Source organism: Exilibacterium tricleocarpae, from assembly GCF_007004655.1.
Classification (GTDB): domain Bacteria; phylum Pseudomonadota; class Gammaproteobacteria; order Pseudomonadales; family Cellvibrionaceae; genus Exilibacterium; species Exilibacterium tricleocarpae.
The window spans coordinates 216,599-237,676 of the sequence record NZ_ML660091.1 but is presented as its reverse complement, the minus strand read 5'-3'; the positions used below and the strand labels follow the sequence as shown (position 1 = coordinate 237,676).

General features: G+C 59.5%; 13 protein-coding genes. 8 read left to right on the top strand and 5 right to left on the bottom strand.

Features of this window, described 5'->3' with window-relative positions:
- The first annotated feature begins 30 nt into the window (after window positions 1-30).
- On the top strand, window positions 31-2,244 hold the full coding sequence (locus FKG94_RS09210; protein WP_142903926.1) for a response regulator: 2,214 nt from the start codon (window positions 31-33) through the stop codon (window positions 2,242-2,244).
- 327 nt (window positions 2,245-2,571) lie between these two features.
- On the opposite strand, the gene xthA is transcribed toward FKG94_RS09210, so the two are convergent.
- From xthA to FKG94_RS09195, 3 genes are all read right to left on the bottom strand, one after another.
- Window positions 2,572-3,381, bottom strand: a complete 810-nt coding sequence (xthA, locus tag FKG94_RS09205; protein WP_142903925.1) for an exodeoxyribonuclease III — start codon at window positions 3,379-3,381, stop codon at window positions 2,572-2,574.
- Between the two features lie 146 nt (window positions 3,382-3,527).
- Window positions 3,528-5,627: a carboxy terminal-processing peptidase gene (locus FKG94_RS09200; RefSeq protein WP_142903924.1), complete on the bottom strand. Its 2,100-nt coding sequence runs from the start codon at window positions 5,625-5,627 to the stop codon at window positions 3,528-3,530.
- Between the two features lie 164 nt (window positions 5,628-5,791).
- Window positions 5,792-7,204, bottom strand: a complete 1,413-nt coding sequence (locus FKG94_RS09195) for an aminotransferase-like domain-containing protein (protein WP_142903923.1) — start codon at window positions 7,202-7,204, stop codon at window positions 5,792-5,794.
- A gap of 293 nt (window positions 7,205-7,497) precedes the next feature.
- Here FKG94_RS09195 and FKG94_RS09190 point away from each other — a divergent pair, with 293 nt between their 5' ends.
- From FKG94_RS09190 to FKG94_RS09175, 4 genes are all read left to right on the top strand, one after another.
- Window positions 7,498-8,286, top strand: coding sequence for a PhzF family phenazine biosynthesis protein (locus FKG94_RS09190; protein ID WP_142903922.1), 789 nt, complete (start codon window positions 7,498-7,500; stop codon window positions 8,284-8,286).
- A gap of 74 nt (window positions 8,287-8,360) precedes the next feature.
- Window positions 8,361-9,707 (top strand): class II 3-deoxy-7-phosphoheptulonate synthase, encoded by a 1,347-nt coding sequence (locus tag FKG94_RS09185; protein WP_142903921.1) that lies wholly within the window; start codon window positions 8,361-8,363, stop codon window positions 9,705-9,707.
- Between the two features lie 147 nt (window positions 9,708-9,854).
- Entirely contained in the window at window positions 9,855-10,904 is a 1,050-nt protein-coding gene (locus FKG94_RS09180; protein WP_142903920.1) for a class I fructose-bisphosphate aldolase, read from the top strand.
- A gap of 52 nt (window positions 10,905-10,956) precedes the next feature.
- The gene (locus FKG94_RS09175; protein ID WP_218943489.1) at window positions 10,957-11,529 is read left to right on the top strand and encodes an HD domain-containing protein; all 573 of its coding nucleotides are present in this window, start codon (window positions 10,957-10,959) and stop codon (window positions 11,527-11,529) included.
- Between the two features lie 147 nt (window positions 11,530-11,676).
- Here FKG94_RS09175 and FKG94_RS09170 read toward each other — a convergent pair whose 3' ends face one another.
- Entirely contained in the window at window positions 11,677-12,759 is a 1,083-nt protein-coding gene (locus FKG94_RS09170) for a GGDEF domain-containing protein (RefSeq protein WP_142903919.1), read from the bottom strand.
- 394 nt (window positions 12,760-13,153) lie between these two features.
- A complete protein-coding gene (locus FKG94_RS09165; protein WP_142903918.1) occupies window positions 13,154-13,849 on the bottom strand; it encodes a Crp/Fnr family transcriptional regulator in 696 nt (231 codons plus the stop codon).
- 378 nt (window positions 13,850-14,227) lie between these two features.
- Between FKG94_RS09165 and FKG94_RS09160 the strand changes: the two genes are divergently transcribed.
- From FKG94_RS09160 to FKG94_RS09150, 3 genes are all read left to right on the top strand, one after another.
- Window positions 14,228-16,690, top strand: coding sequence for a TonB-dependent receptor (locus FKG94_RS09160; protein ID WP_218943488.1), 2,463 nt, complete (start codon window positions 14,228-14,230; stop codon window positions 16,688-16,690).
- An 86-nt stretch (window positions 16,691-16,776) separates the two neighbouring features.
- Window positions 16,777-19,083, top strand: coding sequence for a TonB-dependent receptor (locus FKG94_RS09155; RefSeq protein ID WP_142903917.1), 2,307 nt, complete (start codon window positions 16,777-16,779; stop codon window positions 19,081-19,083).
- A gap of 449 nt (window positions 19,084-19,532) precedes the next feature.
- Complete coding sequence (locus tag FKG94_RS09150; RefSeq protein ID WP_179957566.1) at window positions 19,533-20,966, top strand: flavin monoamine oxidase family protein; 1,434 nt, start codon at window positions 19,533-19,535, stop codon at window positions 20,964-20,966.
- The last annotated feature ends 112 nt before the right edge of the window (window positions 20,967-21,078 follow it).

Here is a 21,078-nt window from a genome sequence, read left to right as displayed (position 1 = left end):
TGTCGTTACCCGCCGGCTACAGGGCAGAACATGCTGCAACTACAGTTGTTTGTACCCCAGTCAAAGGTACAGAAAGACCGCAAAGTCATGCGGGATACGGACTCCCGCATGGCGAAATACAGCCGGCGGGGGATAGTGCTCAATTTCCTGGCGTTTCTGCTGTGCCTGGGGGCCGGCTCCTTTCTCGAGCTGGCGCAGGAACTGGCCATGGTGTTGTTGCTGGGGTTGCTGTTGATCACCCTGGTGCGGGGCTACTTTCTGTTTCGCTTCGATGCGCTCTATCCGCGCGCCCCGGCCCGCTGGCGCAACCAGTATTTTATCGTCTCGTTTATCGGCGCCGCCTGGTGGAGTTTTATCCTGGTCAGTGTTACCAGCGTGGTCGGTATGCGCAACGAAACGCCGCTGCTGTGGCTTTATACTGTCGTGTTTTACTCGGCTACCGCCAACGCCTTCGCCCCCTATCGCCAGTTTGTCACCTACTACCAGTTTATCGGCCAGGTCCCGGCGGCGGTGGCCGCGCTGTTGCTCGGAACACCGGAGGGCTATCTCTACGGCGCCATGATGCTGGTGTTTTACCTGATGCTCTATCACCAGGGGCGCGGAGTCTGCGACGCTTTCTGGGATCGGCTGGAAGCCAACTATACGCTGAAGCAAAAGGCCGAGAGCCTGGAAGAGGAGAAGCGGGATACCCAGGCCACGGTGGAGTTGAACAACGAATTCATGACCAACCTCGGGCACGAGTTTCGCACCTCGCTCAACGATGTCATCGGTGCCCTGTCGCTGCTGGAGGACAGCCAGCTTACCCCCAAGCAGCGCGACCTGTTGACGCTGGCGGAAAAAGCCAGCGAGCGGCAATTACACCTGGTCAACAACGTGATGGACTTTTCCCGCATTACCGCCCGGGAGCTGGTGTTGGATGTGAGTGTGTTCAACCTGCGCCGCCATATCGAGACGATTATCGCCGAGGTGGCCAGTGAAGCCCACCAGCAGGGTGTGGCGCTGAATCATATCATCGATCCCGCCCTGCCGATGCGCGCCCGCGGTGACGCCGAGCGCCTGGGCCAGATGTTGAGCCACCTGATCAGCAACGCCGTCAAATTTTCCGAACGTGGCGAGGTGACTGTCGAGGCGGGTTTCAAGTTTTCCGGCGCCGATGAGGGCGAACTGTCGGTAACGGTGAGCGACGAGGGCCAGGCGATCCAGATCGCCGACGAAGAGGAGATGTTCGACGCTTTCGCCACCGCCGATACCACCAATGCCGGCACCGGTCTGGGATTGGCCATCTGCAAGGGACTGGCGGAGTGCATGGGCGGCAGTGTCGGCACCCGGCGCGAGGAGCAGGGCAGCAGCCTGTGGTTGAAAGTGCGCCTGCAACTGGCCGGCGAACAGCCGCAGGTGCTGGTCACCAACCCCAAACTGAAAGGGCGGCGCATATTACTGGTGGGCACACCCGCCAAGATTGTCGACAGCACACTGCAGGAGCTGGAGAGCTGGGGGCTGGCGCCGGAGGCCGTCGACAGCCACGAGACCGCCCTGCGGCGCCTGGACGCCGCCAGTGATTCTGAGCATCCCTTCGATGCCGTTCTGATTTACAATCAGCTGCAGCGACTCGACGGCCTGACTCTGAGCAATACGTTGTGTCGGGATACACGTTTGGCAGATCTCAAGCAGATACTGGTGATTACTGCTTTGCAAAGCGAGGACGACGATCTGCGCGCACTCCTGGCGGCCCAGCCCCAGGTGAGTACACTGACCCGGCCGCTGTTCCGCCAGCCGCTCCACGACCTGCTGAACCAGCTCCTGTTTGACACCGCGGCGGCGGATAAGGCCGCGGCCAGCGCCGGCCACAACCACAGCCAGGGGCTTGGGCAAACGGTTTTATTGGTGGAGGATCATCGAGTTAATCAAATGGTGGCCGAGGGTATGTTGAAAAAGCTCGGTTACGGTGTGAAGGTGGCCAACAACGGCCGCGAGGCACTCGACCTCTTGGCCGGCGCCGAGGTCGATCTGGTGCTGATGGATTGTCAGATGCCGGAGATGGACGGCTTTGTGGCGACCCAGAGAATCCGCAACCTGGAGGCCCGGGGCACCGAGGACAGGCATATTCCGATTATCGCCATGACCGCCCACGCCGCAGAGGGCGACGAAACCCGCTGCCTGGCGGCAGGTATGGACGACTATCTGCCCAAACCGGTTCGTTACGATCAGTTGGAAAGCCGCCTCAAACGCTGGCTTGGGGGCTGAGTGGGGCGGCTCTGGCCCCGGGAAACCTTACAGCTGCCACCTGAATGGCACTGCTTTAAGCAAATTTGCGCAGTTTGTCGACCTCCACACTATCCCTAACGATCTTGGTTAAGAATATCGGAAGTAGGTTTACCGCTGGGTGGGGCTTTCAGAAACTCTCGACAGCAGGGATGCTGTCGGGAAATCCCCAGGGATGGGTTCACGATGTGTTTCTGAAAGCCCCACCCAGCGGTAAACCGGCCAATTAGCACACTTTTGCTTAAAGCAGTGCCATTCCAGGCGTCCCTCAACGGCGCACTACAGCATCTGCCATTCCAGCCATCACCCTTATTTGAACGTCGCCCAGATAGGACAGTGATCGGACGGTTTAGCCATCCCCCGAATGGTGTAGTCGATACCCGTCTCGATACAGCGGCTCAACAGCGTCTCGGTCGCCAGGATCAGATCGATGCGCAGCCCGCGTCGCGGATCGCGCTCAAACCCCTTGCTGCGGTAGTCAAACCAACTGAACCGATCGGTGGTGGCAGGGTTCAACTCCCGAAACGTATCTTTTAGCCCCCAACTCATCAGCGTTTCCAACCACTGTCGTTCCTCCGGCAAAAAACTGCACTTTCCGGTTCTGAGCCAGCGTTTGCGGTTGTCTTCGCCGATACCGATATCGCTGTCCTGTGGTGAGATATTCATATCACCCATAACGACAACCGGATCGCCGGGAGCGCAGTGTTCGCGTAAAAATACCTGCAAGTCCGCGTAAAACTTCTCCTTGTTGGGAAACTTGGTGGGATGGTCGCGGTTCTCGCCCTGGGGAAAATAGCCGTTGATGACAGTCAATGCACCCAGAGGTGAATCGAACTTGCCGCAGATAAAGCGTCGCTGGGCGTCGCCACTGTCGGTGGGATAACCTTTGTAAAGTTCGACGAAGTCGTGTTTACTCAGCAGGGCCACGCCGTAGTGGGTCTTCTGGCCGTGATAGGCGACCTGGTAGCCCAGTGCCTCTATGGCTTCGCGGGGAAACTCCTCATCGGTGACCTTGGTTTCCTGCAGACCGATAAAGTCCGGGGCGTGAGAAGTTACCACCGCTTCCAGTTGGTGCAGCCGCGAGCGCACGCTGTTGACATTGAATGACACCACTTTCATTGCAAGTTCCTTATTTTTTCGACAGAGACGTTCAACACGTTCAATCAGTTACCGGCAGCAAGCCCGGGCAGAACAGTCGGGCAGAAAAAAGGGTTGGTGTGAACCAACCCTTTATCGTTGCCCTGTTACGGGCATCTGGTCAGACCTTAAAAATTGGCAACCTGCCGGGTCTCGTGATTTTTCAGCGCGCGGATAAAATCCACCAGAATATAGCCGCTTTCCGACAACAGCGGGTCTTTGTCGGGGTTGATATCCCGCTGCCCGGCGAGACTTGCGGCCGGTGTCTGCTCGGTGTCGTTTTCCGCTTTGTAGTCGGCAAAGGTTTTGTAGGGTTCCAGCCCTTTGGCTTTGCGCCGTTTGTTCTCCAGCGCCAGGGCCCGTTGCTCCATCTCTTCCTGTTCTTTTTTGCGCGCCGCTTCATTGAGTGAGACGACCGACTTACTGCGGCTCTCCTTCAACATTTTCAACTGGTCGAGCAGATAGACGAAATCGGGGTCCTGTTTCACCCGCTTGGTATGCGCCTTGTTGATTTCCGGTAACAGGCTGGGCAGGTCGAAATACTGCGGGTGCGGCACGGCGTGAATCTGATCCCAGGGCAGGGCATTGTCGTAGGAGCTTTCGCCGACCTCCTTCGCATCGACCATGGTCGGAAACTCGATATCCGGCAGCACACCGCGGTGTTGTGTGCTGTCGCCCGACACGCGATAGAACTTCGACTCGGTAATTTTCAGCTGCCCTTCGTGCACCGGTGTCAGCGACTGCACGGTGCCCTTGCCGAACGACTGGGCGCCGATGACCAGGCCGCGTTTGTAATCCTGAATCGCGCCGGCAAATATCTCGGCGGCCGAGGCGCTGAGGCGGTTGATCAGTACGACCAAGGGCCCGCGATACTTGGCGCGGCTGCGGGAGCGGTGGTGGCGGGAGATGGTCTGGTTGGTCTGGCGTATCTGCACCACCGGCCCCTGGTCGATAAACAAATCGGTCAGTGTAGTTGCCTCCTGCAGGGAACCGCCGCCATTGTTGCGCAAATCGAGAATGATGCCGTCGACGTCCTCCTGTGACAGCTCATTCAGCAGGCGGCGCACGTCGCGGGTGGTGCTTTTAAAATTGGGGTCGCGGTTGCGATAGGCGTCGAAATCGATATAAAAGGCGGGCACGTCGATAACCCCCAGGCGATACAGATCCTTGCCGTCACTGAGTTCGAACACCGACTTCTTCGCGGCCTGTTCTTCCAGTTTTACCTTGCCGCGGTTGATACGGATTTTTTTGCTGACGTCGTTGGTGGTGCTGTTGGCGGGAATCACCTCCAGGCGCACCACGGTATTCTGCGGACCGCGGATAAGCTGCACGACTTCATCCAGGCGCCAGCCGACCACATCCACCATATCGCCCTCGTCGCCCTGGCCCACGGCAATGATCTTATCCGCCGGCGCCAGTTCGCCCTGTTTGTCGGCGGGACCGGCCGTCACCAGACTCACCACTTTGGTGAACTCGTCTTCGGTTTGCAGCACCGCACCGATACCCTCCAGGGAGAGTGACATATTAATGTTGAAGTTCTCCAGCGAGCGCGGTGAAAAATAGTTGCTGTGCGGATCGTAAAGCAGGGTGAAGGCGTTGATCACCGCCTCGAATGCATCCGCCTGGTCCTGCTGGCGCACGCGTTTCAACTGATTTTTGTAACGGCGTTTGAGCGTCTTTTTAATCTCGGCGGTATCTTTGCCCGCCAGTTTCAGGCTGAGACTGGCCGACTTCAGGCGCTTGCGCCAGAGTTCGTCCGCCTCGGCCCGGTTGCGGGGCCAGGCGGCCTGGTCGCGATCGATCTCGAGGCTCTCATCTTTCTTGAAATCGAAACCGAAGTCCTCGCGCTCGAGCACGGCGATCACCGCCTCCAGGCGCTCCACCACCCGCTCGCGATAGCGGTGAAAGATGGCGAAGCTGGCATCGAGTTTACCGGCCTTGAGCTGGTCGTCGAGGCGGTAGCGGTAGTGGTCGAATTCTTTGATATCCTGAGCCAGGAAATAGCTGCGGGCGGGGTCCAGACTGTCCAGATACTGATCGAGGTAGCGGCTGGAGAGGTCGTCGTCGAGAGGCTGGTTGCGGTAGTGCCGCTCGGCGAGTTTATCGACGATCTCCACCGTGGTCTGCGCCTGATCGCGGGTGAATGTCAAAACCTCAGGGGCTTTACTCCAGGCGGAACTGCCGATGACCAGGCCAAAGCCCAAAACCAGGTGTAATGCTTTGCGCATAAAAAGAGCATCTCTTAAAAGTGTCCGGTTGGCTGACTATAGCATACTCAGACCGATTCAGACCGGTTAAATTCACAATATTGAACGGGTGCTACGCGCGCCTACCAAAGGGAGTCGGAGCCATCCAAAAAGTAGATAGCTTTCAGCCAGTTGCAAAAAAAAGTTCAACCTTTTTCTAAGCCTTTGGCAAGCCCTCCGAGACGCTCGAGTGCAGTGTTGACGGACGCCGTCCAGGGCAGGGCGCAACTCAGTCGAAAGCCGTGTTCAAAACCACTGCGACCAAATACCCGTCCGGGCATGATACTGATTTTTTCCCGCAGCGCGTACTCGTAAAGTGTATGAGCATTGAGAGGCGGCGGAAGTTCCACCCAGATGAGAAACCCGCCCCGCGCCCGGGTCGCGCGAGTGCCCGTCGGAAAGCTGCGGCCGATGGTCGCCAGTGCCACGTCGAGATTGTGCCGGTAAGCCGCCCGCACGCGGTGCAGGTGTTTGTCGAAATGGCCACTGCGTAAATAGGTCAGCAGCAGTAACTGACTGAAACCGCCGGCACCGGTGGTGCCGGCCATGGACAGCTCGCGGATGCGGTTGCACCGGGTCCCGGCCGCCACCCAGCCGACCCGGATACCGGGCGCCAGGCTCTTGGTGAACGAGGCACAGTAAAGTACCCGTTCGTTGCTATCGAACGCTTTCAGGGCCGGCGGCCGCGGACCTTCGTGGCCGAGTTCACCGAGGATATCGTCCTCGATGATATGGAAGTCGTAGTGCTCGGCCAGTTGCAGCAGTCGGGCCCTGGCGGCCGCGTCCATACTGCCGCCGGTGGGGTTGCTGAAACTCGGGCTGCAAATACAGGCTTTCAGCGGCCAGCGCCGCGCCGCCTGTTCCAGCGCGTCCAGGTCCAGGCCGGTGACCGCGTCGGTGGCAATGGTGACGACCCGCAGATGCAGGCTTTCCAGCGCCAGTAAAAAGCCGTAGTAACAGGGCGACTCCACCGCCACCACATCCCCGGGTGAGGTCAGGGCCCGCAGGCTGAGCGCCACCGCTTCCTGGCAGCCGCTGGTAATTACGATATCCTCCGGCGCCTGCAGGCAACCGGCGCCGAGCATGCGGATGGCGATCTGCTGGCGCAATTCGAACAAGCCCGGCGCGGTACTCAATTCGAGGCTGCGGGCAAACTGCTGGCGGCGCACGGCGTTGGCAGCACGCCCAAGTGCTGCCGCCGGCAGGTAATCCGCCGCCGGCAATGCCACGGCGAAAGGCGTAAAGGCGGGATCGCTGACGGTGTCGAAGATCGCCGCCACACTGGCGCTGAGATGCAGGCGGGCGGGACTGGAGCCCGGCGCCTTGGCGGGGGGCGGTAGCTTGGGACCACCCGGCGCCACCACATAAAAACCCGATTTATGGCGCGCCGCGACCAGGTTGCGTTGCTCGAGCAGACCGTAGGCCGCCACCACCGTCGACAGGCTGACTTCCATGCGCCGTGCCATATGCCGCAACGACGGTAGCCGCTGCCCCGGTTGATAAGTGCCGGTGGCGATCTGTCGGGCGAGCCGGTCGGCGAGATGTTGGTAAAGGGGCATGGGTTATCATCTGTACTGCACGTTATTTCAAAAAATTGTATCTGTATTGCAGTCTAAAAAAAACCTAAAGTGGAGGCTGTATTAAATGAAGCCTAAGCGAGTTTGCAGGATTAATCAGTAACCACACTATCCCCTGGTAGATCGTGATTAAGAATACCAGGGGTAGGTCGGCTGGCACTTTCTAGCTTAAGCACCAATAGCAGGTACTTGAAGCGGGCGTTGTTCGAGCTTGTGCTCACCGGCAGCTGCCGTGCCAGATTTCACTCACGTCCAACACAAAGCAGGAGGTCACCGTGCAATTACCCCTCTATCAAATCGACGCTTTTACCGACCAGTTGTTCAAAGGCAACCCGGCCGCCGTGGTGCCCCTGACACAGTGGTTGCCGGACTCGCTGATGCAGGCGATCGCCGCTGAAAACAATCTGGCGGAGACGGCATTTTTCGTCCCTCTCGAAGATGACACGGAGGATTTTCAGTTGCGCTGGTTTACCCCGGAGCGGGAAATGGACCTCTGCGGCCACGCCACCCTGGCCAGTGCCTATGTCCTGTTCGAGTATTTGCTGCCCCAGAGTGAAGCGATTCGCTTCAAAACGCTCAGCGGTACCCTGGTGGTCACCCGAAGCAGTGCCGGTCTTACCATGGATTTTCCCGCCCGTCCCGCGCGGGCCGAGCCGCTGCCGGACGCCATAGCCCGGGCGCTGAATGTGGAACCCCTGTGGAGCGGCGCGGCGCGCGACTGGCTGGTGGTGCTCGACAGCGAGCAACAGGTGCGGGAGCTGGCGCCGGACTTTGCAACCCTGCTGAACGTATCCGAGCGGGCTGTGATTGTTACCGCACCGGGCACCGAAGCGGATTTCGTCTCCCGCTTTTTCGCACCGAAACTGGGTGTGTTCGAGGACCCGGTGACCGGCTCCGCTCACTGCACACTGGTGCCTTACTGGGTCGAGCGACTGCAAAAAAATCCTCTGCACGCCCGCCAGATATCGGCGCGCGGCGGCGATATTCAGTGCCTGTTGCAAGGGAAACGCGTGTTTATGACGGGCACCTGTACCCACTACATGACGGCTGAGATCAGCATTTGACGGAAGGCTCCACCTCGGCGCCGGGTTTGCGCTACTATACGCCCCCCACAGACCAGTAGAGCAGACCCTTTCCCATGTCCAACCCCGCATGGTCGCCGGCATCCTGGCGCCAGCTGCCGATCCGGCAGCAACCCACTTACATCGACCCCGAGGCCCTGGCCGGCGTAGAGGCCGTGCTCGGGCGCCTGCCGCCACTGGTGTTTGCCGAAGAGGCGCGGGAGCTGCAGCGGCAACTGGCGGAGGTGGCCGCGGGTCGGGCGTTTTTACTGCAGGGCGGCGACTGTGCCGAGAGTTTTGCCCAGTTTGCCGCCGATCATATCCGCGATACCTTCAAGGTGATCCTGCAGATGGCGGTGGTGCTCACCTACAGCGGCCGCCGCCCGGTGGTGAAGGTAGGGCGTATCGCCGGCCAGTTTGCCAAGCCCCGCTCGGCTGATCTGGAAGAACGCGACGGCGAGGCGCTGCCGAGCTATCGCGGCGATATTGTCAACGGCATCGACTTCAACGAACAGCAGCGGCGACCGGACCCGCAGCGTCTGCTGACCGCCTACCACCAGTCGGCGGCGACCCTGAACCTGGTGCGCGCCTTTGCCCAGGGCGGTCTGGCCGATTTGCACCAGGTACACCAGTGGAACCAGAGCTTTGTCGCCGCCAATCCGCTGCGGGATAAGTACTGCGAAATCGGCGACCGCATTCAGGACGCGCTGGCGTTTATGGAAGTGTGCGGCGTATCCTCCACCACCACGCCCTCGATTCGCGAGACACAGTTCTACACCTCCCATGAAGCCCTGCTGCTCAACTATGAACAGGCGTTGACCCGCCGCGACAGTCTCAGTGGCGACTGGTACGACTGCTCCGCCCATATGCTCTGGATCGGCGAGCGCACCCGCGAGCCGGGCGGCGCCCATGTGGAATTCTTTCGCGGTATTCACAACCCGATAGGGGTGAAAATTGGCCCTGCGTGTAGTGAGGACGAATTGCTGCGCCTGATCGAGGCACTCAACCCGGCCGACAACGCCGGTCGCCTGACCCTGATTACCCGCATGGGCGCGGATAACCTGGCTGAGAAACTACCGCGCTTGGTGCGTGCCGTGCAGCGAGAGGGCCGACAGGTGGTGTGGTCGTCCGACCCCATGCACGGCAACACCGTAAAAGCCGCCAGCGGTTACAAGACCCGATCCTTCGATCGCATCCTGCGCGAGTGCCAGCAGTTCTTTGCCATTCACCGGGCCGAAGGCACCCATGCCGGCGGTATCCACCTGGAAATGACCGGCGATCACGTCACCGAATGCACCGGCGGCGCCTACGACATTTCCGAGGCCGACCTGGCGAGCTGTTACCGCACTCAATGCGATCCGCGCCTGAACGGACAGCAGGTGCTCGAATTGGCATTTCGCGTCTCTGAATTTCTGTCGGCCTGACCTTGTCGGCTGGCCAGGAAAGAGTAATATTCCCCTGGGACCGGCCGCTTCAAACGCCGCTATTTAAACGTCGTTGGTTTGAACGCCGTTAATTCAAACACTGCCGGTTAAAAGTCACTGGCAATCGGGGTCGAAAAGGGGAAAAGCATGACGGATATCCAGACACTGCTCGGTAGTGAAGCCGAGAGCTTGTTGAGCTATCGCTGCAGCGGTATCGACAGCGCCGCACTGCACCTGCCAGGGGAGGACTACGTGCCCCGGATCATGAGTGACATGGACCGCAGTCCCGTGGTGTTGCGCAATATGCAAAGCCTGCTCGACCACGGGCGCCTGGGCGGCACCGGGTATCTGTCGATACTGCCGGTGGATCAGGGGGTGGAGCACTCCGGCGCCGCCTCGTTTGCGCCCAACCCGATTTATTTCGATCCCGCCGCAATTGTCGAACTGGCGTTGGAGGGGGGTTGTAACGCCGTCGCCTCAACCCTTGGCGTGTTGGGCGCCGTAGCCAGGAAATACGCGCACCGCTTGCCGTTTATCGTCAAACTGAACCACAACGAACAACTCACCTACCCGAGTATGTACGACCAGACCCTGTTCGCCTCGGTGCGCCAGGCGTTCGATATGGGCGCGGTCGCCGTGGGCGCGACCATCTATTTCGGTGCCGAGAACTCGCGCCGCCAGATCGAGGAGGTGAGCGAGGCGTTCAGTCACGCCCATGAACTCGGCCTGGTAACCATCCTCTGGGCCTACCTGCGCAATTCAGCGTTTAAAACCGAGCAGGGCGATTTCCACACTGCCGCCGATCTCACCGGCCAGGCCAACCACCTGGCCGCCACCATCGGGGCGGATATCGTCAAACAGAAACAGGCCGAGCGCAACGGCGGCTATACCGCCCTGAAATTTGGCCACACCCATCCGCGCGTTTACAGTGAACTGGCGCCGGAGCATCCGATCGAGTGGGTGCGTTACCAGGTGGCCAACTGCTATATGGGGCGTATCGGTTTGATCAATTCCGGCGGACCCTCGGGCAGCGATGATCTGCACCAGGCAGTGCGCACTGCGGTTATCAACAAGCGCGCCGGCGGCATGGGATTGATTTCCGGGCGCAAGTCGTTCCAGAAGCCGATGGGCGAGGGGGTGGCATTGCTGAACGCCATTCAGGACGTCTATCTCAATAGCGATGTGACCATTGCCTGAGAGCGGCGCCCGACATTTTTAAGGCGCGTGCCAAACGCCTCTTGACGGCCAAGTGCGCTTTGACAGCAAGGAGGAGGACCCGGTGGAGTTTGCCCGCGCCGAAGCCATTCTGCACGATATGACCAAAGGCGACAGCCTGCTCAAACATGCCTATGCGGTGGCGGAGGTGATGGCCGCCTACGCCTGCCACTACGGCGAAGAGCCCGAGCAGTGGCGCATTGCCGGCCTGCTGCACGATGCGGACTACGAAGCCTGGCCCGACCAGCACCCCGACCGGATCGTGCAGGTGCTGCGGGCGGCGGGAGAGGAGCAGATCGCCTATGCGATCTCCGCCCATTATACCCGCTGGGGGGTGGAGCACCGTTCGTTGCTGGACAAGGCGCTGGTGGCCAGCGATGAGTTGACCGGTTTTATCGTCGCTGCGAGCCTGGTACGACCCACCGGCATCGATGATATGCCGGTCAAATCAGTCAAGAAAAAGCTCCGCGATAAAAGCTTTGCCGCCTCTGTCGACCGCAATGAGGTTTACGCCGGCGCGGCGCTGCTGGAGCGGGAACTGGATGAACATATCCAATTCATTATCGATGTGTTGAAAGACAACAAAGCGAAACTGGGACTTGCCTGAGAGCGGCCGCCCCGGCATCAATTGGCAATATCAAGTTACTGTATCAAGTCGCTATATCAAGTCACTGCATCAAGTCACTGCATCAAGTCACTGCATCAAGTCACTGCATCAAGTCACTGCATCAAGTCACTGCATCAAGTCACTGTATCAAGTCACAACGACACAGTTTCTGCCCCGTTCCTTGGCCTGGTACAAGCGCTTGTCGGCGGTCCTTAAAACACTGTCGTAGTCGACCCCAACGGTGTCCGAGGCCGCAACGCCGAAACTCATGGTCAGTTTTATTTGATGGGACTGGTACTCGATTTCCAGCGCCTGCACCACCGCGCAAAGCTTGTCGGCCAAGCGCTTGGCGCCGACTAAATCGGTGTTGGGGAGGATGATCAAAAACTCTTCTCCGCCCCAGCGCGCCACCACATCCTCGTTGCGCATATTGTCCCGCAGGCATTGTGCAACCCGTTTTAATACCTTGTCACCGCACTCGTGGCCGAAGCTGTCATTGACCCGTTTGAAGTAGTCGATATCGCCGATAATAATGGCGTAGCCGTTGTCGCCGATGGTGCGGGTATCGTCGCCGGCGGAGAGCAACAGTTGCGTACTGCGGCGATTTTTGAGTCCGGTCAGCACATCGGTGTTGGCGATATGCTCAAGCCGTCGCGATACCGAGATAAATTTTCGCTGCAGGCGAAAGCTGGCGAAATCATGAATGGCCGACAGGGCCACCAGAAAGCCGTAGGCGGGCAGAAAGCGATTTTTGGCAGCGAGGTCGTAATTCGCCTGCAGCACGCTGTTATCGGTGTAGAGCAGCAAAAAGGCCACCGCGCCCACCAGGCAGGCGACCGCGGTGCCGGTGCGATATCCCCACATATACACGAAGATCGGGGCCAGCGATAAATTCCACATCAGGGCGGTGCGGTTGACGCCGCCGGAGACCAGCAGGTAGAAAAACAACAGACAGATGGCAAAGGTGGCCACGCCCGCCGACAGGATATAGCCGCGGGTGCTGTAGAGGATGGCCAGTGACAACAACAGGGCAGTGGCGTAGCTCAACAGGAAGGTCAGTATCCCTGTGTCCTCTGACAGATAGGCAATACTGGCAAACACCAGCGTATACCCGAGACTGACCCAAAGCACTATGCGGGTCACATAAATACGACGGTTTTCTTCAGCGGCTTTGACTTCCCCGAACGGGTGATGGTGATCGATAGTGTCTTGGGATGCATCCTCTTGCATGTTTACAGCGCCTAAATGACCGGTATATATAGATTTTTTCCCACAATAGTAGTGGTTTCGGCTAACGTGGGTCCAGCGCCAGATGTCAAGAAAAAGCAGAAATCCGGCGCAAGACTACTTATGAGTGGCATCTACAGCCTCTGCGGGGTAAGAGTCATCCGACTACCGCACTACAGGGTACTGGTTGATGACCAACGTTTGCCGACTTTGGTAACCGGCAACCCCTTGGATAGAGTCCGGTGCCTGGATGCGGGCGATGGTTTTGCGAGAGGGGAAGGAAATCCGTTCCGAACGGGTATTAAAAAACAATCCGGCGAGAGCTGTTGCAAACCTGGCGGCCAGACTCTTCAGTGGTTGGAAGGTCTGACTGGGATGGTATCAGGTTCACGCAGTTTCAATCGGCACTGGCCAGTGCCCGGGTGTGTTCGAGGTCCACAATCTGCAACCGCTGTGGCGACGGCGCGGCAATCAAACCCTCCTGTTTCAGGCGCGCCAGCGAGCGGCTGACCGTCTCGATAGTCAGGCCCAGATAATCGGCGATATCCTGGCGGCTCATGGGCAGGTCGATGCGCGCCGGCGAGGCGCCCGGCAGGCGTTCCAGCAACTGCATAAACAGAAAGCACAGTCGCTCGTGGGCTTTCTTCTTGCCGAGAATGTAAATCTGGTCCAGCGCCCGGGCCAGTATATTGGCCCCCACTTGTTTGACATTGGTTTTGAGGATTGGCAGTTCCTCGGCCAGCGCCAGCAGTCGCTGCTGCCGGAACTCGCAGAGCCGGGTAAGACGCAGGCTCCGGACACTGTATTCGAGATGATCGGAGTGGGTCATACCGACAAAATCACCGGGGAACAGAAACGCCAGTATCTGCCGCTGGCCGCCGCTGGAGGTACGCTCCACCATGGCCGCGCCCGAGATCAGGTTGTAAACCCGCTGGCTCGGCGTGTGCTGGTGAAACAGATAGCAGTGCCCCTCGATTTCCTGTAGCTGCCCGATAGCGGCCACCCGCTCGAGTTCCACGCCGCTCAGCCCGCGAAACAGGACACAGTCACTACTCAGCATATCCCGGCTCAGCGGCTCGGCGCGTTTCGACATGGGCCTCGGCCTTCTCCTGCTCGATAAGGGTTCAGATTATTTGCCGCCGGCGGCGGTCCGTCAATCCACTGTGTGTTCAGGAACGTGTTTTCAAAACCGCTGTAAAGACGATTTTTTCATAGGCCGGGGGTTGCATTTCTCTACGATAAATGATTAATTACATAATGATATAGATATATAACATTTAAAGCGAAAAACAATAACATGCAAAACAGGGAGGCGCGAAACAAGCGTGCCACCCGGCTGCGGCAGGGTCGGCGGGATCATTACCACCGGCCGGGGTACACCGCAAGTCGTCGCGGGGCCGCAAGCAGTTACAGCGCTAAACCAGGGACGGGCACTAGCAGGCCGGCGAGAGGCCTGCGGGAGGAGAGCAGCATGAAGAACAACCAAACACTGTCCGGGTTGCCCGGCAGGCTGTTTTGCGGCGCCGGTTTGGCCGTTGGGCTGATAAGTCCTGTCCCGGTAGAGGCCAACGCTGAGACCATCGAGTTGGAGGAAGTGGTGGTAACGGCGCGCAAGCGCGAGGAGTCGTTGCAGGACATCCCCATGGCGGTATCCGCCTTCGATGCCAGTACCATCGACAACCTCGATATCAACAGTATCGACGATGTCGCCCGCTTTGCACCGGGGCTGAGTTTTTCCAAAGCGTTCGGGCGCGCCACCGAGCGGCCGGTGATCCGGGGTCTCGGCAATGTGCTGGCGGGCGTGCAGTTCGGGGTGGAATCCGGTGCGGCCTATTTTGTCGACGGCGTCTACTACCCCGGCGATATCCAGGGCCTGGACCTGGGCGACGTGGAGCGGGTCGAGGTGATCAAAGGGCCCCAAAGTGCTCTCTATGGCCGTAACACCTACTCCGGTGCCATCAACTTCGTCACCCGCAGTCCGGCCGCTGAGTTCAGCGGCAACGGTATCGTGAAAATCGTCGAGGACGGCGAGCAGGATATCCGCCTCACCTTCAGCGGCCCGTTGATCGAAGGCGTGTTGGGGGCCGGCTTGAGCCTGCGCCGCTACGAGTTTGACGGCCAGTGGGACAATACCGTGACCGGCGAGGCGGTGGGGGATGAGTCGACCCAATCGATCAGCGGCGTACTCGACTGGTCGCCGAATGAGAACCTGCGGATACGCTGGCGCACCCAGTACCAGGAAGATGATGACGGTACCCGGCCGCTTTTTTTACAGTCGGCGGCGCGCAACAACTGTTTTCCCGGGCTGCGTTCGCTCGCGTCCTTCCCGTTTAGCGGCAGCAGCAACAACTTCCAGTATTTTTGTGGTGCCCTGCAGCCGGCGCCGATAGCACTCAACGACGGCGACGATGCCGACGGCGTGCCCAACCTGGTGGCCGGCGTGCCGGCCACCGGCAGCACGTTCTTCGGCAATGCTTATGCGCTCACCGACGGCACCGCTTTCGACGGCGTGGAGCGCGAACTGTTGTTGACGAGCCTGCTGGCGGATATCGAGTTGCCAGGGGGGTACAGTCTCACCGGCGCGCTTGCCTGGCGCGACGAGGAATTGAAAACCGGCTCCGACAGCGATCACAGTTCGCTCAGCTTCAAATTTACCCCGCCGGCCATTGACGCCCTCGAGGAAAGTTTTTTTGCGCTTTCGAGCGGCGCCGATACCGAGGACTACTCCGTCGAGTTGCGCCTGCAGTCGCCGGCGGAAGAGAATCTGCGCTGGATGCTTGGGGCTTTTTATTACGATGAAGAGCGGGACGGTTTCGATATCACGTTTACCGACGGCAGCGGTTTGCCGGACAGTGAAGAGCAGCTGGAGAACCAGGCGGCATTCGCCTCCGTTGAGTACGATGTTAGTGAGGCGCTGACCGTCACCGCCGAAGCGCGCTACGCGCAGGAGACCAAGGCGCTGACGGATCTGGACACCGACAGCGGCGCCATTGACTTTGAAGACAGCGACACCTGGTACAGCTTTACCCCGCGGCTCACGCTCAATTACCGGCTCAATGAAAACGTCATTCTCTACGGTATCTACTCTGAGGGCGCCAAGCCCGGTGGCTTTAACGGCGCTGACGGCGCCAGTGTCGGCCAGCCCACCTATGAGCAGGAAGAGTCCACCAACTATGAAGCCGGGATCAAGTCCATTCTCTGGGGCGGGCGGGTCAAGGCCAATGCGTCGTTGTTTTTTATCGAGGTCAGCGACGTGCAGTTGACCACACCGCTTGCCGATCCCGGCGGCGCTTTGAATTCCATCGCCACCAACCAGGGGGAAGGAGAGGTCAGCGGTATTGAGATCGAACTGCGGGCGGCCTTGGCCCGGAATTTGGAGGCCGGGGTGACCTACGCGCTGGCCGACACCGAATTTACCGATGGCTGCGACGAATTTCAGTGGACCCTGACCAGCGGCGGCGGCCGTTTTACCGGCGACGAGGCGACCTCACTGGACCTGACCGGCAACGGCAGTTGCTCCATTGAAGGCAAGCAGTTTCCCCTGGCGTCAAAACACCAGGCCAGCGCCTTTATCGATTACCGCCGGCCGGTATTCGGCGGCGGTATCGCCTTCTTTGCCGGCGTCGATGTCAGTTACGAGTCGAAAAAATTTGCCCAGGTACACAACTTGATTTACGCACCTGCAGCCACCTTGGTGGGTGCCCGTATCGGCCTGGAGGCCGACAACTGGAAACTAATGTTGTTCGGTCGCAACCTGACCGACGAGGACGCGGTGCCCATGGTGACGCGCTGGCTGCAGGTGCCTTACTTCGCATTCAGTTCACTCAATACCGCAACCCAGGTCACCGGGGCCGATACCGGGGCGCCGCGGGCCTACTTCGGGGCGCTGCGCCGGCAGCGCCAATACGGGCTCGAACTGAGTTATTCGTTTTAATCGCGCATCGATTTCCCAGCGTGAAAAGTGGTGTAAAGATACCGTTAAAAAATACAGCTAAAAAAGCACAGAGAGTGGGGAGCAAAATGAACATCAGTAGAAAACGTGTCAGCGTTGCCGTCGGCGCGGTGATCGGCATCCAACTGGCCGCCGGTATCGGCGCACCGGCATTGGCACAGGGCGATGAACAGGCGGAAAACCTGCTCGAGGAAATCGTGGTCACCTCCCGTAAACGATCCGAATCACTGCAGGAGGTGCCGCTGGCGATCTCTGCGTTTTCCGCAGCGGACATTCAGGCCAACGGCATGATGGATATTCGCGATATCGCCAATGCCACGCCCGGACTGACCTACGGTGCGGAATTCGGCCGCGCCGCTGAGCGCCCGACCATCCGCGGCATGTCCAACACCGCCACCGCCATCGAACAGCCGGTGGCGGTGTTTATCGACGGTGTCTACCAAACGACTTCGGTACTGGCCACCAGTCTCAGCGACCTGGAGCGGGTTGAGGTCGTGAAAGGCCCCCAGAGTGCGCTCTACGGCCGCTCGACATTCGGCGGCGCGATCAACTACGTGCGCAGGCGTCCCGACAATGAGATGGATGCCCGCTTGTCCGTCTCCGCCGGCGAAGATAACTACGAGGCCTATCTGGGTGGTGTCAGCGGTGCGATTATTGCCGACACCCTGTATTTTCGCGCCGGCTTCGATGTCAACAGCGTTGACGGCCAGTATCGCGACCCCGACAGCAGCTACCTGTTCGGTTCCGAAGAAACCGACAGTTTCACGCTCGGCATCGTCTATGCCGCTACCGAGGATCTCGAATTTATTCTCAACTACGGCAATGAAAGCGTCGACGATTCACTGTTTGCCGGTCGCAATATCAGCAGCCCCGCCAATGCCTGCGAACTCGGCGGCACCGTTACCTGGTGGTGCGGCGAACTGCCTGCCAACGATGCCGGCCCCGTTTCCGCCGATACGGACTTGCTCGGCGGCAAGGCGGGCACCGCCCGCGATACCGAGCGCTGGGACCTGACCGTTAACTACCTGCTGCCCAACGCGATGGAAATGACGGCCATTGTCGCCCGCACCGATATTCAGCAACGCCTGGGTAACGATCAGACATACTCCTCCACGGAAGTGGATGGTATGCCCGATGTGGGCGGGGTGTTCGTGCCCGGCGGCCCCAACCCCGGTTTTTACATTCGCGGCGCCGAGGACTGGAATTCTCTCAGTTGGGGTGATACCGAATTCAATTCGGCTGAGCTGCGTCTGGCGTCGGCCGCGGAGCAGCGGTTGCGCTGGATGCTTGGCCTCTATTACTACGACGAAAAGGAACTGGATGCGAGCGCCGGCGGTGCCGGCCCCAGCTTTTCCCTCGAGCGGCCCGCCTACGACCCGGCTTCCAACCGCAAAGGCGAGGCGGTATTCGCCTGGACCGAATACGACATTGACGATCGCATGACCCTGAGTGCGGAAGTCAGGGTCCTGACCGAGGAGTACAGCACGGTTCTGGTCGCGCCTCTCAACGGCAGTGAGAATATCGACGAGGATTGGGATGAAACCACCGCGCGCGTGTCTGTGAGCTACAGTCTTATCGAAGAGGTCACCCTTTACGGTTCCGTGGCGACCGGTTTTAAAGCCGGTGGCGTCAATAACAGCGCTACCGTTATCGCCCAGGCACCGGAGCTGGTCGCCTACGATCCGGATACCGTAACCACTTATGAGTTAGGCGTGAAAAGCGACTTACTGGATAATCGATTGCGAGTCAATGCCGCGGTCTATTACAACGACTGGGAGGAGCAACAATTATCGACGGCAGTGATCAGCAACCAGGGCAACGTGGTGTCGGCGATCACCAATGTGGGTAACACGGATATTTACGGCCTCGATCTCGATATCACCTGGCTGCCGATCGAGGGTTTGGAACTGTCGTTGGCCTACGCTTATGTCGATGCGGAGATTCAGGAAGGCATCGATGCCCGGCGCCATTTTTCAGCCTACGGCGACAGCGATATTGCCGGTTTTGAGCCGCCGTTTGTGGCCGATCACCAGTATACCCTGACCGCTGCCTACCGCCGTGCGCTGTTGAATACCGGTTTTGATTTTTATGCCAACACCAACTATTCCTACACCGACGACGGCCGCTACCTGCAGATTCAAAACACCATGGACCTGGGCGAGGCGAAGATTCTCAACGCCCGTATCGGCCTCAGCAATGAACACTGGGATATTGCGTTTTGGGGCAGAAATCTCACTGATAACGACAATGCCATTAGCGGCATTCGCTATGTCGATACCAATGTGTTGTCGCAGACATTTGCGACGGTGCGCCAGCCGGTGGCGCTGTTTGGCAAAAAAAGGCAGGTGGGGGCGACGGTGACTTATCACTTCTGATAGGGAATTTTTCGATCCGGGTTTGCCGGTAATGGCACTTACTTAAGCAGAAACGCGCCAGTCGATCGGTCTGCCGCGATATTCTTAAACTAGTTCGACAGAGAGAGTTCAGGGGTCGATTAATTGTGCAAGTTCTCTTAACCCAGTGCCATTCGGGCCTGCTGGGAATGGCACTGGGTTAAGCAAATATGTGCCAACTGACCGGTCTGGCCCTGGCTAAAGCCTTCAGAAACACGTCGTGAACCCGTCCGTGGGGACTTCCCGACAGCGTCCCTGCTGTCGAGAGTTTCTGAAGGCTTTAGCCAGGGCCAGACCTACCTTCGGCACACTTAACCGAGATTGATGTGACTGGGGCGGTAACCAATCAACTGGCACATTTTTGCTTCACTAAGTGCCATTCGGGTCCGCTGGTATTTGCATCAGCAGGTGCATAGTCTATGGAGACGGTAATGCAATCCAGTGGTCTATCCAGGCGGCGTTTTCTGCAGAGTGCCGGCGGGCTCACCGGCGCGGTCCTGTTGCCGCTGCCGGTGTTGGCCCGCCGCCGCGAAGACGTCATTGTCATAGGCGCGGGCCTGGCCGGGCTCTACGCCGCGTCGCTGTTGCAGGAGCGGGGTTACCGTGTCACGGTATTAGAGGGCAGCGACCGTATCGGCGGGCGTCTCTATACCCTGGATAACGTGCCCGGAGGCCCCGAGGGCGGCGGCAATATTGTCGGTCCCAGCTACGCCCGTTTTCTATACACCGCAAATCGGCTCGGGGTAAAGATGCTACCGCTGCGGCGTGCGCCCGGCGACGAACCCGAGCGACAAATACTCCATATCGATCGCCACAGGATTATGCCGTCGGCATGGGGGACTTCGATCCACAATCCGTTCCCCGCCGACCGCAAGCAACTGCTGCCGGGACAGCAACTGCGGCGCCTGCTGGAGCCCAACCCGATCGTCGCGCTGGACGAATGGCTCGCCCCCGGCAATCACAAACTGGACGTTCCCGCCGAGACCTGGCTGCGGGCGCGGGGTATCGACGCGGCAGGTCTGCACCTGCTCGATATCAATAACAGCTACGGCCGCACCCTGGCAGAAACCTCGGTGTTGAACCTGCACCGTGTCTACGCCAATTTAAAACTGGGTTTCACTACGCCCGGCGGCGCAAAAACCGTGGCCGGCGGCAACCAGCGTTTTGCCGAAGCGCTGGCGGAATCGCTGCGCGACGGTGTGCAGCTCAATAAAGCCGTCACCGCCATAGAACAGACTCGTGGCATCGTAGTCGTGCGCTGTGCCGATGGCACCAGCTTTCAGGCCCGCCACGCCATCGCCGCGGTGCCTTTCAGCGCGCTGCGGCACCTGGACATCAAACCCGGGCTGCCGCCGTTGCAGGCCGAGGCGGTGCAACAGCTTTCCTACGCCGCGGTTTTTCAAGTGCACCTGGTGGTGGAAAAGCCGTTCTGGGAGGGGCGTGGCTTCCTTCCCAACGTTTGGTCCGACAGCCCGCTGGAGCGGATTTTCGCCAGCGATCCCGGCGCTACCGGCACCATTACCAATCTCACCGTCTGGATTAACGGCAAGGGTGCGGAAGTGTTTGACCGCCTGCCGCGAGCAGAGGTCGCGCCGCGAGTGCTGGCGGAACTGGCAAAGGTACTGCCGGAATCCAAGGGCGCCGTGCGGGTGGCGCAAACGGTTTCCTGGCAGCAGTCGCGCTTTGCCGGCGGTGCCTGGGCCGACTGGCGCCCGGGGCAGATTCGGCGCTACGGGGCGGCGCTGGCCAAACCGGCCGGCAACCTGCATTTTGCCGGCGAGCACACCGCGCGGGCCATGTCCGGTATGGAGGGCGCCATGGAGTCGGGCGAGCGGGCGGCTTTTGAAATTTTGGATAACGTGTAGAGTAACCCTTCATCAAGCTCCTGGTCGGAGGGACGAGCTTGCGGTCGCAGCGCTATATCGGCACCGGGTCCGGTTTCTGAGGCCGGGCTGTGTTGAGAACCTTTGGTGGTAA